The following is a 16165-nucleotide window of genomic DNA, read 5'->3' as shown; positions in this document are numbered from 1 at the left end:
CACCTGCTCTGTCACCTGCTCAATCGCTGTGGGCAGGATGCCTACATGTTTCCGACCACGACCAACCCGCTGTGGCATACCCCACTGCTGACCCAGGAACTGCGCCAGCAGCATCTGCAGGCGGGGCGAGAGCCGATCGTGGTGTACCCGGAAGTGGTGCGAGGCAACCCGTGCAAGGGGCGCTCGGTCGTGCGCTATCTGCTCAACGTGCCGGGGCTGCTGGGTGGCGACGAAGCGTTTGCGGCGTCCGACATGGTCTTTGCCTATGGTCAGAGCCTGCTGCCCCAGGGCGTGGGCGATGATCACATTCTGTTCATGCCGCCCATCGACACGAGTATCTTCCACAATCAGTCCAACCCCTATGACCAGCAGCGCAAGGGCTGGTTGATCTATCCGGGCCGTCACAGCGAAGCCCTGAAGCAGCACCCCGACCTGGCCGCCAAGTGCACGGTAATCACCAACCAGTGGCCAGCGACCCCCGAAGAAATGGCCGAGCTGTTTCGCCGCAGCGAGCGGGTGTATTGCTTCTCCTCCACCTCCATCGCGCTGGAGGCGATATTGTGCGGTTGCCCTGCCGTGGTACTGAAGTCGCCGTTCTTCGATGGTGTGCCCATTGGTGTCGGTGAGTTCGGAACCCACGGGCTGGCCTTCGACGATTCGCCACAGGCCCTGGCTCACGCCGTTGCGGGCCTGCCCATCGTCGAGCAGACCTACGCAATGCTGCAAGATCGGTTCTGGGAGCAGTTGCAGGTATTCATCGACAAGACGCAGGCAATGCCGTTCCTGCCGGCCCCTGTCAGCGACATCACCCCGCAGCACAACAGCCAGGCTGAACGCACGCTGGCTGTGCAGCAGTGGTTGCGTCAACGCACGCCCAGCGACATGCAGGCAACACTGATGGCCGAGCGCCTGCAGCGTTGCGCGCAAGACGTGCCGCGTTTCGATTTCATCATCATCGCGCAAGGGCAGCCAGCGGCTGTGGAGGCCACCCGGCAAAGCCTGCTGGAGCAGAGCTACCCGTACATTGACATCCATGTCGCGCAGGACCCGCACGCCACGGCGCTCAATGAGGTCGCCGTGCGCGGTGGCCAGGGGCAGTGGCTGTGTTTTGTACCTGCCGGTACCACGTTCACGGCGTTCGGGCTCTTCGTGTTGGCGTTGGAGTTGCTCGATGCGCCGGATGTACGAGCGCTGTATGCCGACGAAATCGTGCGGTTTCCCTCGGGCGACCTGGACACCTTGCTACGCCCGGACTTCAACCTCGACCTCTTCCTCAGTGCGCCAGCGTGCATGGCGCGCCACTGGTTCTACCGCCGTGATGTGTTCATGGGCGCTGGCGGCTTCGACCCGAACTGCGCGGGCGCGCTCGAGCTTGGCCTGCTGCTGCACCTGATCGAAGACAGCGACGGCCTCAATGGCCTGGCGCATGTCAGTGAGCCAGTCTGCATCAGCGCCTGCAACGCAGGGGTACACAACCCCCAGGAACAGGCCGTGCTGGAGGGGCATCTGCACCGACGCGGCTACCTGGACGCCAGCGTGCAGATGCACCTGCCAGGTATCCAGCGGATTCACTACCGGCATCAAGATGAGCCATGGGTGTCGATCATCATCGAGGCCGGTGAGCGCTTCGACCGCCTTCAGCGTTGTGTCACCTCGGTGATGGAAAAAACCACCTACCGGCACTATGAAATCCTGCTGCTGGACAACGGCACTGCCGATCCGGCTACCCGTGCCTGGCTTGATGGCCTGGCGGCGCAGGGGGTCAGCGGTATCCGTGTGTTGCGCGGTGATCATCAGCTGGATGCAAACATCGCCGTCGAGCACGCGCGGGGCGACTACGTGCTGCTGTTGCATGGCGCAAGTGTGGTGGTTGAAGGCCACTGGCTGGGCTCGCTGCTCAATCACGCACAGCGACCGGAGGTGGGCGTGGTGGGCGGCAAACTGCTGCACCCGGACGGCACGCTGGCGCAAGCGGGGCTGGTGCTGGGCCTGAACGGGCCAGCGGGCTTGGCGTTTGCTGGCGAGGCTGGCGCGTCGGGCTGCTGGGCGCGTGCTGAAGCGGACCAGAATCTCAGCGCCGTTGCCGCTGCCTGCATGATGATTCGACGCTCGCTCTATCAGGCATTGGGTGGTCTGGATCTGCTGCAGTTCAATGCAGCGGGTGCGGCGATCGACCTGTGCCTGAAGGTAGGGCAAGAGGGCTACCTGACAGTGTGGACCCCTCATGCCGTGCTGGTTTACGAAGGCCCTTCGGCCGAGGCCACGGCTGATGAGCAAGCGTTGTACCACAAGTGGCTGGCGCTGATTGCCCGTGACCCTGCCTATAACCGCAACTTGTCCCTGCACGGTGCAGGCTTTGCCCTGGAAACCGACCCGGGGCTTGCACGCAACCCGTTGACCTGGCGGCCGCTGCCGGTGCTGCTGGCGATGTCGGCCGGCGCAGAGGCGGGGGCGGGCAGCCGAATCATCGACCCCGGCCTGTCCATGAACATTCGCGCCATGGCCGATGTCCGTCTGGCCATGCGCCCATACTCGCCCGCCGAGCTTGAGCGGCTGAAGCCGGATGCCTGGGTCATGCAGGTGCCTGAGACCGAGGCCCAGTGTGATGGGTTGCTTCTGTGCGCCAGTTTCACCGGTGCGTTCAAGGTACTCGAAGTGGATGCGGCGAGCCTGGCGCACTCACAGGGTCAGGTTGCGCTGCAACGGCTGGCCGCTGTGGTTGATCGGCTGGTGGTGCCTACCGAGGCATTGGCCGAGGCGTTGCGCGGCAGCCACGCGGACATTCGCGTGGTGCCCGAAAGCCTGCACCCGGCCCGCTGGGGGGCGCTGCAAGCTCAACGGCGTACAGGCCCGCGCCCGCGTATCGGTTGGGTCGGTGACAGTGTGCCGGGTGAGGAGCAGGCATTGCTCCTGGAGATCGTCACCGCCTTGCATGGCCAGGTGGACTGGATATGCCTGGGCCCATGCGCCGAGCAGATTCAACCGTACCTGAGCGAGATGCATGCGGCGGTGGCGCTGGACCAATCTCCCGGCACGCTGTGCGCGCTCAACCTGGACCTGGCGCTCGTGCCGGCGGTAGGCGGCGTATACAGCCACTGCCGGAGCAACTTGCCCTTGTTGCAGCTGGGCGCGTGCGGTTTTCCGGTGGTGTGCAGTGACGTGTTGCCGTGGCAAGGGTTGCCGGTCACGCCGGTCGCCAACGATGCGGCGCACTGGCTCCAGGCAATCGGCCTGCAGTTGGCGCAACCCGAGGTGGCAGCCACGCGTGGCGACCTGCTGCGCGAAACGGTGTTGAGCCAGTGGATGCTGGACGACCCTCGTCTGCGCCAGCGATTCGAGGCTTGGCTTGCCCCGTGACGCGCTGCACGCAAGTGACGGATGTGGGCTCGGCTGTCCATACAAGGTTTTTTGCCAATGACGCGTAGCCAAGGCGTCGGCGCAAGGCTCAGTTTTGCGGTCATCAGGACACGGGTTCCGGTTACCGATCTCAATCAATCGATGCGAATTTGCAGGGGAACAAGCAGTGAGAACCATCAGCCAACGTGACAAAGACCTGTTCGAAAACCTGTTCGTGCTGGAGTTGGCCAACAACCATTGGGGCAAGCTCGAGCGCGGCCTGAAGATCATTCGTGATCACGGCACGATTGCGCGGTTCAATAACGTCAAGGCTGCCATCAAGCTGCAGTTTCGCGATGTCGATGAGTTCATTCATCCTGATTTCAAAGGCACCAGCGAACTGCGCTATGTGAAAAAGACCGAAGACACTCGGTTGAGCAGAGAGCAGTTTGCCCGGATGGTGGAGGAAATCCGAAACCTCAGTTGCATTCCGATGGCCACGCCGTTCGATGAGGCGTCCGTCGACCTTTGCCTCGAATTCGACATGCCGATCCTGAAGATTGCCAGCTCGGACATGAACGACTGGCCGCTGATCGAAAAGATCGCCTCCACGCGTCGCCCGACCATCATCTCCACCGGCGGCGCTTCGGAAAAAGACCTGGACGATGTCGTTCACTATTTTGAAAAGCGCGACATCCCGCTTTCCATCAACCACTGCGTCTCGCTGTACCCCAGCGAAGATGACGAGCTGCACCTGGACCAGATCGATTACCTGCGCAATCGCTACCCGAGCCACGTCATCGGCCTTTCCACCCATGAGTACCACGACTGGCATTCGTCGATGCTGATCTCCTATGGCAAGGGGGCACGCACCTGGGAGCGGCATATCGATATTCAGTACGAAGATGTTCCGGTGTCCAACTACTGCTCGCTGCCAGAGCAGTGCGACACCTGGTACAAGGCGTTCCACAAGGCCAAGGAAATGTGCGGTGGTGTCGGGGCCAGCCGACGCATCATTTCGCGCAAGGAAACCGAATACCTCAATGCCCTGGTGCGTGGCGCCTATGCCCGCCGTGACCTGGAGCCGGGCTATGTACTGAGCCGGGATGAATTCGAGAAGGACTTCTACCTGGCCATCCCGTTGCACAAGGGCCAGCTGTCGTGCCGTGAGGTCATGAATGGCGAGCGGCTGCTGCAACCTATCCGGGCCAACGAGCGCCTGACCATCGAGCATATCGATGGCCCGTACAGCGAAACGCCTTCGCTGAAGAACCTGATCCTGAGCCGGGGGCTGTGAGCATGATGCGCGCGTCCGAACACATTGCCCAATGGCTGGTGCAGCAGGGGGTCGAGCAGGTCTTCAGCGTTACCGGTGGTGGCGCCATGTTCCTCAACCAGGCGTTGGGTGGGCATGAGGGGCTGCGTTGCACGTTCATGCATCACGAACAGGCCTGTGCCATGGCGGCCGAAGGTTATGCGCGGATTACCGGCAAGCCTGCGGTGGTCATGCTGACCACGGGGCCTGGGTCCATCAATGCCCTCAATGGCGTCCATGGTGCATTCACCGATTCCATCCCGATGATCGTGATTTCGGGGCAGATCAAGCGCGAGACCTGTGTCTCCTTCCAGGATGTGCCAGGGTTGCGCCAGCTGGGTGATCAGGAGGGCCCGATCATCGCCATGGCCAGCCCGGTGTGCAAGTATGCCCAGCTGGTGCGCAGCGAGAAGGACCTGGAGGTCATGCTGCCGAAGGCTTATGCCGAAGCGGTAGGTGGCCGCCCTGGCCCGGTATGGCTGGATATTCCGCTGGATATCCAGCAATCCACGGCGCCAATCAGCATTGCGCCACCGGTATTGTCGCGCCCGGCGGCGGCGCAAGGGCTGCAGGCGGCCTGTGCTGATATTGCCCGTCGGCTGCTCGATTGCCACCGCCCGTTGCTCGTCGGCGGCACCGGGGTAAGGCTTGCTGGGGCGGTTGAGCGCGTACTCGCACTGGTCGAGCGCTACCGTTTGCCGCTGGCCACTGCCTGGACCCATGACCTGATCACTTCGGACCATCCGCTGTTCGCTGGCCGCCCAGGCACGATCGGTACCCGGGCCGGTAACTTCTGCCTGCAGGCAGCTGATTTCGTGCTGGTGCTGGGCTCGCGCCTGAACGTGCGCCAGACCAGCTACAACTGGCAGGCATTCGCCAGGAATGCGTGGGTTGCCCAGGTGGACATCGACCCGGCAGAGCTCGACAAGCCCACCGTCCGGCCGGACCTGGGCGTGGCTGCCGACCTGAATGATTTTCTCGAAGTGCTCGAGCAGGAGCTGGCGCGAATCAGCCTGCCGGACTTCGCCGATTGGGTGCAGTGGTGCCAACGCATCGGGCAGGCCTACCCGGCTTCGGCAGAACATCAGCAGAGCGCCGCTGGCCCGCTCAATCCTTATGTGATGGTCGAGCGCATTTTCGCCCAGCTGCGCCCGGACGATATCGTCGTCTGCGGCAACGCCTCCGCCTGTATCCTGCCCTTCCAGGTCGGCGCTTTGCAAAAAGGCCAACGCCTGTTCAGCAACTCAGGCGCCGCCTCCATGGGCTATGACCTGCCAGCGGCAATCGGCGCCGCCACCGCTGCCCGTAGCGAAGGGCGCCGGGTGATCTGCTTTGCCGGTGACGGCAGCCTGCAGATGAACATCCAGGAATTGCAGACGCTGAAAACCCTGGGCGCCAATGTCATCGTGGTTGTACTGAACAACCGCGGTTACCTGTCCATCTGGCAGACCCATGAAAACTTCTTCGGTCGGGTGATCGGTGCCACGCCGGAGTCGGGTGTGGAGTTCCCCGACTTCACGGCCGTCGCCCGCGCTTACGGCGTGCGTGCCGAATCGATCGCCGCGCAAGCCGACCTGGCCAGGTTCGATGAGCTGTTGAGCACGGATGGGCCGTTGCTGATCGACTTGCATGTCGACCCACGCCAGGAGTTCGCGCCGCGGATCAAGTCGCGGGTGGGTGCGGACGGTGCTTTCGTCACGCCAGAGCTGGACGACATGCACCCGTTCCTGGAGCCGGCGGCCCTGGAACGGATTCGCGGTGAAGCACTGGCCATACGCGCCAAAGCCCCGCGGAGCCAGGGCAATGGCTGAGCCGCGTTATCACTTTGCCGATTTCATTGCACTGCGCGAGCAGGCTGCGCGCTTGCCGAGCGTGCACCTGGAACCCGGCCAGGTCGTGTGGGTGTTCGGGGCCGGCAATTTCGGGCGCAGCCTGGCAACCGCCATGCAGAAACAAGGCGTTGTGGTTGCCGGTTTCGTTGAAACGCAGCCCCGCGTGGAGGCGGCGTGTGGATTGCCGGTGATGGACTGGCAGACGCTGGCGCAAGCGCATCCGGATGCGCAACTGGCGCTGGGTATCCTCAACCGCGATACACCCTATGAGCAGCTGTTGGAGATTGTCGCCGAGGCCGGTTTTGCACCGCCCTTGATGCCGTGGCAGCTGTACCAGCAGTTTTCCAGCGACCTGGGCTGGCGATTCTGGTTGAGCGCCAGCGCCTGCCTGCTCGAAGGGCTTGAGCGTGTCGGCGCCGTGGCGCAGCGCCTGGCGGATGAGCAAAGCCGGCAAATACTGTATCGGATGTGTGCCTTCCGCCTTGGGCTGGATATGCCGTATTCGCGCTTTCTGTCGGCTGAGAGCCATTACGTCAACACCCTGACGTTGCCGGCGCTGCAGGGCGCAGACATCACCTACGTGGATTGCGGCGCCTACGATGGCGACAGCTATGCCCAGCTGATCGAAGCGCCCGGGGTATCCTGCACGCGCGCCTTCCTGCTCGAGCCCGACCCGGACAATTTTGCTCGGCTCGTGCAGCGCGTGGCGCGCAACGGCGAGGGCGCCGTCTGCTTGCCGCTGGCAGCTGCCCAGGCCTACGCAATGCTCAGCTTCAATGCGGGCCAGGGTGAGGCCTGCTCCATCGGCACGGGCGCCGGCGAAAGCGTGATTGCTGCCGTTGCACTGGATCAGCTGCTACCCGATGTGTCGGTTGACGTGATCAAGCTCGACGTGGAAGGCGCGGAGGCACAGGTGCTGGCTGGCGCGCAGCAGCTGATTCGGCGTAGCCGGCCTGTGTTGATGGTCTCGCTCTACCATAACCCTCAGGATGTATGGCAATTGCCGGAGCTGTTGTTCGACTACTGCCCCAACTACAGCTTCTACATTCGACAGCATGCTGCCAACACCTTCGAAGCTGTCCTGTACGCAGTGCCCAGGTCATGAAGGTCCTGTTGACCGGCGGCACCGGGTTTTTTGGTCGCGCACTGTTGCGCCATTGGCAGGCAGCCGCCGCGGCGGGCTTGCCGGTGCCGCAGGTAACGGTGCTCAGCAGGCAGCCTGAGGCGTTTCTCGCGCGCTATCCGGGGTTCGCCCGGCTGCCTTGGCTGCGCCTGCACCAGGGTGATGTCATGGTGCCTTCGTCGTTGCCGGTAGCGGCGGGCTTCACCCATGTGCTCCATGCGGCGGCTGATTCCACCGCTGGCCCAAGCCTGAGCCCGCTGCAGCGCCATGCGCAGATTGTCGACGGTACCCGTCACCTGCTGGAGTATGCCGTTGCCGAGCGAATCGGGCGGTTTCTGCTCACCAGTTCCGGCGGGGTCTATGGCCCTCAGCCTGCACATATGGAGACGATCAGCGAGCACTACCACGGCATGCCGGACCCGCTGCAGGCGGCGCATGCCTACAGCGTCGCCAAGCGCTGCGCCGAACACCTCTGCGCGTTGTACCAGCAGCAATATGGTCTGCAGGTGGTGATTGCCCGCTGTTTCGCCTTCGTCGGGCGTGACCTGCCGTTGGATGTGCACTTTGCGATCGGAAACTTCATTCGCGATGCGCTGTGTGCTCCGGCCATCACGGTCAATGGCGATGGCACGCCGCTGCGCACGTACATGGACCAGCGCGACCTTGCGCACTGGCTCGAGGTGCTGTTGGGCAAAGGCGAGGCGGGGCAGGCCTACAACGTAGGTTCCGATCAGGTCGTGAGCATTGGCGAGCTCGCGCATCAGGTGCGCGACCTGCTTGCGCCGGGCAAGCCCGTGGTCATTGCCCGTTGCGCCGAGGCAGGGGGGAGTTTCCGTAACCGCTATGTGCCTGCGATCAGCAAGGCGTGCAACGAGCTAGGGCTGCGTCTGCGCTACAGCCTGGCAGAATCGATCCGTGAAACGGCCCAACACGCAGTCCTCTGAGGGGTGACGGCCGCCGCTGGCTGCCCCCTTACTCAATCAGTGCTTCAGGAAACCAGTCATGAACGATGTCAACGCCTCCTCGAATCAGCGCGACCGCGTGGCGCTGCAGTGCGTTTGCTGTGGTAATGAACAATTGCTCAGGTCGCCGGCTGTGCTCATGCCGTTCGTTTCCCACAGGGCCCTGGGCTGGGCGCCTGCGCAGATCGACGCGGGCTGGGGCCTGGCGACGATTCCCCAGGGCATGGCCTATTGCGTGTGCAATACCTTGCATTGCGTGCAGTGCCAGTTTCTGTTCCTGGATATCCGCTTCAGTGATCGCGAAATGGCCCGACTGTACGATGGCTATTACGGTGAGGCATACGAGGACCTTCGCGAGCACTATGAGCCCGGCTTTCGTGAGCGCAACCAGACCCTCAAGGCGCCAAGCCGCCTGATCGATATCACCACCTCGTACATCCTGCAGTACATCAGGCCGACGTCCGTTCTGGACTGGGGTGGAGGAGACGGAACCAACACCCCGTTCAAGGGCGAGGCCGGCCAGGTGGATGTGTTCGATATCGACAGGAAGGCTACCGTGGCAGGCACCCGCAGTGTTTCCAGCGAGGACGTGCGAGCCTGCGCGTATGACCTCATTGTCAGCCGCCATGTGCTGGAGCATGTCCCCTACCCGTCGGACACCCTCGGCGCCATACGCCAGTGCATGGGTAATGACACGCTGCTGTACGTCGAGCTGCCGCATGAGGCACTGATGGTCGACAATCCCGGGCTGACGGCAGAGCAGAAGCGGCACTGGCACGAGCACATCAACTTTTTCTCCGCGACCGCGCTGCACAGCTTGTTCAGCTCATGTGGGTTCACGGTGCTGGATATCACCAGTACGGCCATTCCCGATGATCGTAATCTGGGTTCGTCCTCGCGGATTTTTCAGGCCATGGTCAAGAAAGCGGCGCGCTGACAGGGGGGAGGGCGTTGCGGCGTGCGCAGCTTTGGTCGTATAACCGTGACTTGGCAGTCGAAACGTGCATCTCTAATCTATCGAGCATGCGGCCGTCACGCCCAGGGGGGTTAACGCCTGGGCCATACGCTATTGAACCGCAGTATCCGCCATGTCTACCGGGAAGCCACAATGATTGGCATTAAAAGCATCGCCAGTTACGTACCAGTGGGGGGTGTCGATAACTACGCCCAGGGTGCGAAATTCGGCAAAGACCAAGAATTCATCTTCGGCAAGATCGGTTCGACCTTCTTGCCGCGCAAGGAAGACGCCCAGGAAACCTCCGACCTGTGTGTCGAGGCTGTCAGGAACCTGTTCGCTGCCAATCCGTCGCTGGACCCGGCATCCATCGATGCCGTGATCGTTGTCACCCAGAATGGTGACGCCGAAGGCCTGCCGCACACCGCTGCGATCGTTCAGCACAAGCTCGGCCTGCCGACGGCGATTGCCGCCTTCGATATCTCGCTGGGCTGCTCGGGCTACGTATACGGCCTGTATGCGATGAAAGGCTTCATGGAGGCCGCGGGCCTCAAGAATGGCCTGTTGATCACCGCCGATCCGTATTCGAAGATCGTCGACCCCGAAGATCGCAACACCACCATGCTGTTCGGCGACGCCGCCACCGCCACCTGGATGGGCGAGGATGCCAACTGGCAGTTGGGCAAGTCGCTGTTCGGCAGCGACGGAGCGGGTGCCGAACACCTGCGCACCACCGATGGCAAGTTCTTCATGAACGGCCGTCAGGTCTACAACTTCGCCCTGGTCAAGGTGCCTGCGCACCTGCATCAGCTGCTCGAAGCCAGCGGCCTGCAGGCCGGTGACATCGACCTGTACTGCCTGCACCAGGGCAGCGCGGCCATCGTCGATGCAGTGTCGGCGCGCTTCGTCGAGGGCGAGCACAAGCAAAAGTTCGTCAAGGACATGGTCGAGACCGGCAACACCGTGTCGTCGAGCATTCCGCTGCTGCTGGAAAAGCACGTGCTCGGCTCGCAGCACAAGCGTATCGCCTTGAGTGGTTTCGGTGTGGGCCTGTCCTGGGGTTCGGCCATCATCGAGCGGCGCGACTGACCGTTCGTCACTGCGCTAGACGCCGCCGCTGCCAGGCGGCGTTTTTGTTTCTACCCTGATGGTTGTTTGCGCCTGAAATCTGGCGTCAACTCCTTGATTTCATTGGGCTGGCATCATGCCAGTAAATTTTTTTGAAAATCCCCTAAAGCAACCCGCCCTGACGACGATAACTATTACGAAGGTTCTCTGTGCCACACCCGGCGAATTGCCAAGGCCGGAAGCCGTAGTACCCAATCCAACGAGGAATTCGTCATGGCTTTGACCGTCAACACCAACACCACCTCTCTGGGCGTTCAGAAAAACCTGAACCGTGCTTCCGATGCACTGAGCACCTCGATGACCCGTCTGTCCTCCGGCCTGAAAATCAACAGCGCCAAAGACGACGCAGCCGGCCTGCAGATCGCTACCCGCATGACCTCGCAGATCCGTGGTCAGACCATGGCTATCAAGAACGCCAACGACGCTATCTCCATCGCCCAGACCGCTGAAGGCGCGATGCAAGAGCAGACCAACATCCTGCAGCGTATGCGTGAACTGGCTGTTCAGTCGCGAAACGACAACAACAGCGAAGACGACCGCGCCGCACTGGACAAAGAGTTCCAGTCGATGCTGAAGGAAATCGACCGTATCGCCGGTTCCACTCAGCTCAACGGCAAGAACCTGCTGGACGGTACCGCTGGCGACATGACCTTCCAGGTCGGCTCGAACACCGGTAGCGACAACCAGATCACCATCAGCCTGAGCGACGCCCTGAGCACCGCCGGTGCCCTGAGCGGCCTGTCCAGCCAGAGCATCACCGGTGCCGACAGCTCCTCGGCCGAAGCCACCTTCACCGCCGCCATGAGCGCTATCGATGACGCCCTGAACGCCATCAACAGCACCCGTGCCGACCTGGGTGCCGTGCAGAACCGTCTGACCAGCACCATCAACAACCTGCAGAACATCAACGAGAACGCCGAGGCCGCTCGTGGCCGCGTTCAGGACACCGACTTCGCTGCTGAAACTGCCCAGCTGACCAAGCAGCAGACCCTGCAGCAAGCTTCCACTTCGGTTCTGGCCCAGGCCAACCAGCTGCCATCCGCCGTACTGAAACTGCTTCAGTAATCGTTGATGGCAATCGGCGGGGGAGTGCATGATAAGGCACTTCCCCGCCTTTTCGTTACGAGGTGGTAGACATGGACATGAGCGTCAAGCTGAATCTGTCCTACCCGGCCGTTCGACCGGCCGAGCAGGTTGGTGACAAGGCCGTTGCCCGGTCGGCGGATGCGCCTCGCGGCAATGCTGATACGCTGGAACCCAAAGCAGTGACGGCTGCCGAAAAAAGCAGCGATGCCGAAAAGGTGAAAAACGCCGTTTCGGAAATTGAAAAGTTTCTCAGCTCGACCCGGCGCAACCTGCAGTTCTCGACGGACGAAGAGTCCGGCAAGATCGTGGTCAAGGTCATCGCCAGCGAAACGGGCGAGTTGATTCGCCAATTGCCTTCTGAAGAGGCGTTGCGAATCGCTCATAGCCTGCATGATGTGAACAGTCTTTTGTTCGACGCCAAGGTGTAATGGGCGGCGAAGTTTTCAAGCGGGATCGATGTCTGTCTTGCAGGAGCAGGATGTGACGTTCCAGAAAGAGGGATAACCGTATGGCGAGCACACTGGTATCTAGTATCGGCCAAGGTACAGGTCTGAACATCACCGACATGGTCAGCGCATTGGTCAATGCCGACACTGCAGCCAAAAAGGCGCAGATTACCCGGCAGACCAGCAACAACAGCGCGATGATTTCTGGTGTGGGCTCGCTGCGCAGTGCCCTCACGGCGTTCCAGGACGCCATGAAGAAGCTCAACGACAAGACCGCCCCGGCCTTCAACGCCTTTTCGGCGAAATCGGCCAACGAGGCGGTGGTCAAGGTGACTGCCACCAACTCGGCGGTGGCGGGCAGCTACGATATCGTGGTCAACCAGCTGGCCACCGGTTCCAAGGTGGCCAGTGCGCCGTTGAGCGGTGGTGCAGGGTCTGCAATTACCGCAGGCAAGATGACCATCGAGCAAAATGGCAACAAATACGAAATCGATGTCGCCGACGGCTCCACGCTGCAGACCGTTCGCGACCAGATCAACAAGCAATTGAGCGTTCAGGGTATCTCCGCCAACATCGTCAATGGCGAAGGTGGTGCGCGCCTGGTGCTGAGTTCGACCACCACCGGTGCCGGCTCCGACCTCAAGGTCAGTGGCATTGCCGAGTTGGAAATCGACGGCACGGCGAAGATGAGCGATACCGGCGGGGGTTACATCACCGGCCTCGCGCAGAACAGCGAGCTGACCATCGATGGCCTGACGGTAAAAAGCACCAAGAACACCATCAGCGACGCGATCAGCGGTATTACCCTGGAGCTCACCGGCGTCAGTGCCAAGCCCGGTGCGACGGGCACGCCGAGCACTGTGACGGTTGCGCAGGACAACGATGGCCTGAAGAAAAACGTTCAGTCGTTCGTCGACGCCTACAACACGCTGCAAAAGACCATCACGGCACTGACCACCAGCACCCGTGACGCGGATGACAACCTGTCGCTTGGCCCGCTGAGCAACGACCCGACCACCCGTTCGCTGGTCAACGACATCCGCAAGGTGCTTTCCGAGGTGGGCTCGGGCGATCAGCTGACCACGCTGAGCCAGCTGGGCATCAATACCACCAAGGACGGCACCCTGGAATTCAACGCCACCAAGTTCACCTCGGCGATGAATGACAAGAAGCTGGGTTCTCAGGTGCAGGAGCTGTTCACCGGCAGCAACGGCATCATCGAGCGCATGAACAAGGCGATCGATCCGTACAACTCGGCGGACGGCAGCCTGGCCACGCGCAAGGCCAACCTCGACAAGGTTGCCAAGAACCTGTCGGACCAACAGTTGGCCCTGGACCGTCGTACCGAGGCGCTGACCGAGTCGCTGACCAAGAAATACGTCGCGATGGACACCATGGTCGCCAAGCTCAATGCCCAGGCCAGCCAGATCAAATCGGTCTTCGATGCGCTCAACGCCCAAGCCAAGAACTCCTGATCGAGCGTGAGTGGCAAAAGCCCGGCTGCGTCCAATGCGACGCGCCGGGCTTTTTGTTTTGATCCCTAAAGTTTTTTGACGTACCGGCGATACACAGGGTACAAGCAACCTTTTCGCTGCAACGAGGTAGATCCATGAACCCGATGTTGGCCCTTCGGCAGTACCAGAAAGTCAATGGCGTGGCCCAGACGTCCGAGGCCAGTCCGCACCGTCTGGTACAGATGCTCATGCAGGGCGGTCTTGATCGTATGGCTCAGGCCAAGGGCGCCATTGCGCGCAAGGACGTCGCCCAGAGGGGGATCCTCATCGGCAAGGCCATCGACATCATCGGTGGCCTGCGCGAAGGCCTGGACCTGGAAAACCACGCCGACAGCCTGGCCGAGCTGGACAGCCTGTACACCTACATGAGCCGCCGCCTGGTCGAAGCCAACGTGAAGAGCGACCCCGCCATCATCGACGAAGTGGCGCGCCTGCTGATCACCGTGAAAGAAGGTTGGGATGCGATCGGCGACCCGTCGGCGGCTTCCTGATCAAGGAGGATGACATGACCGAGGTAATCGCCCGAATCGAACAGACCCGCGAGTTGCTGCTGGCCGCCCTGGCCAGCCGCGACTGGGATGCGGTCGGTGAACTCGACCTGCAATGCCGCCTGCGCATTGACGATGTGCTGACCGAGGCACAGGGCAACGAGGCCGACGTGCGCGACAGCCTGGAGCAGCTTCTGCTCGTCTACCGCCAATTAATTGATGTTGCAAGTGGCGAGCGTCAATCAATAGTCGACGAGATGATGCAAATCCGTCAGGCGAAAAACGCGGCTAAGGTATACCATCTGTTCACGTGATCCACAGATGGGCAAAAAGCCGTCCGCCATTAATTTGACTGTATGCGTTTTTTTGACTTTACTAGTGGCTGTTTTCGAATTTCAGACGTCCGAACACTGACCATTCAGTCGGAATGATGTCGCGCATGCCTTCGGGCGCCGATATGACTAGGGAAGTTGCTATTGCATGTGGCGTGAAACCAAGATTCTTCTGATCGATGACGACAGCGCCCGCCGCCGCGACTTGGCGGTGGTACTGAACTTTCTCGGGGAAGAGAACCTATCGTGCTCCAGCCAGGACTGGCAGCAGGTAGTCGAATCGTTGTCTTCCAGTCGCGAAGTGCTCTGCGTGCTGATCGGTGCCGTCAATGCTCCAGCCGGAGTGCTTGGGCTGCTTAAGACCGTGGCAGGGTGGGATGAGTTCCTTCCGGTGCTGCTGATTGGTGAAATTTCTTCTGCGGACTACCCCGAAGAGCTTCGCCGCCGGGTGCTGTCCAACCTGGAAATGCCGCCCAGCTACAGCCAGCTGCTCGACTCGCTGCACCGTGCCCAGGTCTACCGCGAGATGTACGACCAGGCCCGCGAGCGCGGCCGCCAGCGCGAGCCCAACCTGTTCCGCAGCCTGGTCGGCACCAGCCGTGCCATCCAGCATGTGCGCCAGATGATGCAGCAGGTGGCCGATACCGACGCCAGCGTGCTGATCCTCGGTGAGTCCGGCACCGGCAAGGAGGTGGTGGCGCGCAACCTGCACTACCACTCCAAGCGCCGCGAAGCGCCGTTCGTGCCGGTCAACTGCGGGGCGATTCCGGCCGAGCTGCTGGAAAGCGAACTGTTCGGCCATGAAAAGGGCGCCTTCACCGGGGCCATCACCAGCCGTGCCGGGCGTTTCGAGCTGGCCAACGGCGGCACCTTGTTCCTCGACGAGATCGGCGACATGCCGCTGCCGATGCAGGTCAAGCTCTTGCGCGTGCTGCAGGAACGTACCTTCGAGCGGGTGGGCAGCAACAAGACCCAGAGCATCGATGTACGCATCATTGCCGCGACCCACAAGAACCTCGAGAGCATGATCGAGGAAGGCACCTTCCGCGAAGACCTGTACTACCGCCTCAACGTGTTCCCCATCGAGATGGCGCCGTTGCGTGAGCGCGTGGAAGACATCCCGCTGCTGATGAACGAGCTGATCTCGCGCATGGAGCACGAGAAACGTGGCTCGATCCGCTTCAACTCCGCAGCCATCATGTCGCTGTGCCGCCATGGCTGGCCGGGCAACGTCCGCGAGCTGGCCAACCTGGTCGAGCGCATGGCCATCATGCACCCCTACGGGGTGATCGGTGTGTCGGAGCTGCCGAAGAAATTCCGCTACATCGACGACGAGGACGAGCAGCTGGTCGACAGCCTGCGCAGCGACCTCGAAGAGCGCGTGGCGATCAACGGCCATGCGCCGAACTTCGCCAACCACGCCATGCTGCCGCCGGAAGGGCTGGACCTCAAGGACTACCTGGGCAGCCTGGAGCAGGGTTTGATCCAGCAGGCGCTGGACGATGCCAACGGGATCGTGGCGCGTGCGGCCGAGCGCTTGCGCATTCGCCGCACCACCTTGGTGGAGAAGATGCGCAAGTACGGCATGAGCCGCCAAGGCGGCGAGGACCAGGCCGAAGATTGATTTGGCCTGTACCGGCCCTATCGC

13 protein-coding genes are annotated in these 16165 nt (G+C 61.8%); all 13 read left to right on the top strand.

Going from position 1 to position 16165, the window contains the following annotated elements; all coding sequences use genetic code 11:
• Nucleotides 1-45: 45 nt before the first annotated feature.
• The 13 genes from L6D75_RS07545 to fleQ all read left to right on the top strand — a co-directional run bounded on the left by L6D75_RS07545 (nt 46) and on the right by fleQ (nt 16141).
• Complete coding sequence (locus L6D75_RS07545; protein ID WP_236193464.1) at nt 46-3357, top strand: glycosyltransferase; 3312 nt, start codon at nt 46-48, stop codon at nt 3355-3357.
• Nucleotides 3358-3523: 166 nt separating this feature from the next.
• Nucleotides 3524-4633: an N-acetylneuraminate synthase family protein gene (locus L6D75_RS07540; protein ID WP_176513100.1), complete on the top strand. Its 1110-nt coding sequence runs from the start codon at nt 3524-3526 to the stop codon at nt 4631-4633.
• Between the two features lie 2 nt (nt 4634-4635).
• Entirely contained in the window at nt 4636-6462 is a 1827-nt protein-coding gene (locus L6D75_RS07535) for a thiamine pyrophosphate-binding protein (protein ID WP_176513102.1), read from the top strand.
• Nucleotides 6455-7588, top strand: a complete 1134-nt coding sequence (locus tag L6D75_RS07530) for an FkbM family methyltransferase (protein ID WP_176513104.1) — start codon at nt 6455-6457, stop codon at nt 7586-7588. The genes L6D75_RS07535 and L6D75_RS07530 overlap by 8 nt, the downstream gene beginning before the upstream one ends.
• The gene (locus L6D75_RS07525; RefSeq protein WP_176513106.1) at nt 7585-8550 is read left to right on the top strand and encodes an NAD-dependent epimerase/dehydratase family protein; all 966 of its coding nucleotides are present in this window, start codon (nt 7585-7587) and stop codon (nt 8548-8550) included. Before L6D75_RS07530 ends, L6D75_RS07525 begins: the two co-directional genes overlap by 4 nt.
• 58 nt (nt 8551-8608) lie before the next feature.
• Nucleotides 8609-9505 carry a class I SAM-dependent methyltransferase gene (locus L6D75_RS07520; RefSeq protein ID WP_236193463.1) on the top strand — a complete coding sequence of 299 codons (897 nt, stop codon included), beginning with the start codon at nt 8609-8611 and terminating at the stop codon, nt 9503-9505.
• A gap of 171 nt (nt 9506-9676) precedes the next feature.
• Nucleotides 9677-10612 (top strand): ketoacyl-ACP synthase III, encoded by a 936-nt coding sequence (locus L6D75_RS07515; protein ID WP_176513108.1) that lies wholly within the window; start codon nt 9677-9679, stop codon nt 10610-10612.
• A 252-nt stretch (nt 10613-10864) separates the two neighbouring features.
• Entirely contained in the window at nt 10865-11716 is an 852-nt protein-coding gene (locus tag L6D75_RS07510; protein ID WP_176513110.1) for a flagellin domain-containing protein, read from the top strand.
• Nucleotides 11717-11787: 71 nt separating this feature from the next.
• On the top strand, nt 11788-12165 hold the full coding sequence (locus tag L6D75_RS07505; RefSeq protein ID WP_176513112.1) for a flagellar protein FlaG: 378 nt from the start codon (nt 11788-11790) through the stop codon (nt 12163-12165).
• An 80-nt stretch (nt 12166-12245) separates the two neighbouring features.
• On the top strand, nt 12246-13658 hold the full coding sequence (fliD, locus tag L6D75_RS07500) for a flagellar filament capping protein FliD (RefSeq protein ID WP_176513114.1): 1413 nt from the start codon (nt 12246-12248) through the stop codon (nt 13656-13658).
• Between the two features lie 134 nt (nt 13659-13792).
• Nucleotides 13793-14188 carry a flagellar export chaperone FliS gene (gene fliS / locus L6D75_RS07495; protein WP_176513115.1) on the top strand — a complete coding sequence of 132 codons (396 nt, stop codon included), beginning with the start codon at nt 13793-13795 and terminating at the stop codon, nt 14186-14188.
• Nucleotides 14189-14202: 14 nt separating this feature from the next.
• Nucleotides 14203-14499 (top strand): flagellar protein FliT, encoded by a 297-nt coding sequence (gene fliT, locus L6D75_RS07490; protein ID WP_176513117.1) that lies wholly within the window; start codon nt 14203-14205, stop codon nt 14497-14499.
• 166 nt (nt 14500-14665) lie between these two features.
• Nucleotides 14666-16141: a transcriptional regulator FleQ gene (gene fleQ / locus L6D75_RS07485; protein ID WP_176513120.1), complete on the top strand. Its 1476-nt coding sequence runs from the start codon at nt 14666-14668 to the stop codon at nt 16139-16141.
• Nucleotides 16142-16165 lie beyond the last annotated feature (24 nt).

It is taken from the genome of Pseudomonas faucium (genome assembly GCF_021602585.1).
Taxonomy (GTDB): domain Bacteria; phylum Pseudomonadota; class Gammaproteobacteria; order Pseudomonadales; family Pseudomonadaceae; genus Aquipseudomonas; species Aquipseudomonas faucium.
This window is presented reverse-complemented; position numbering and strand designations above follow the sequence as displayed.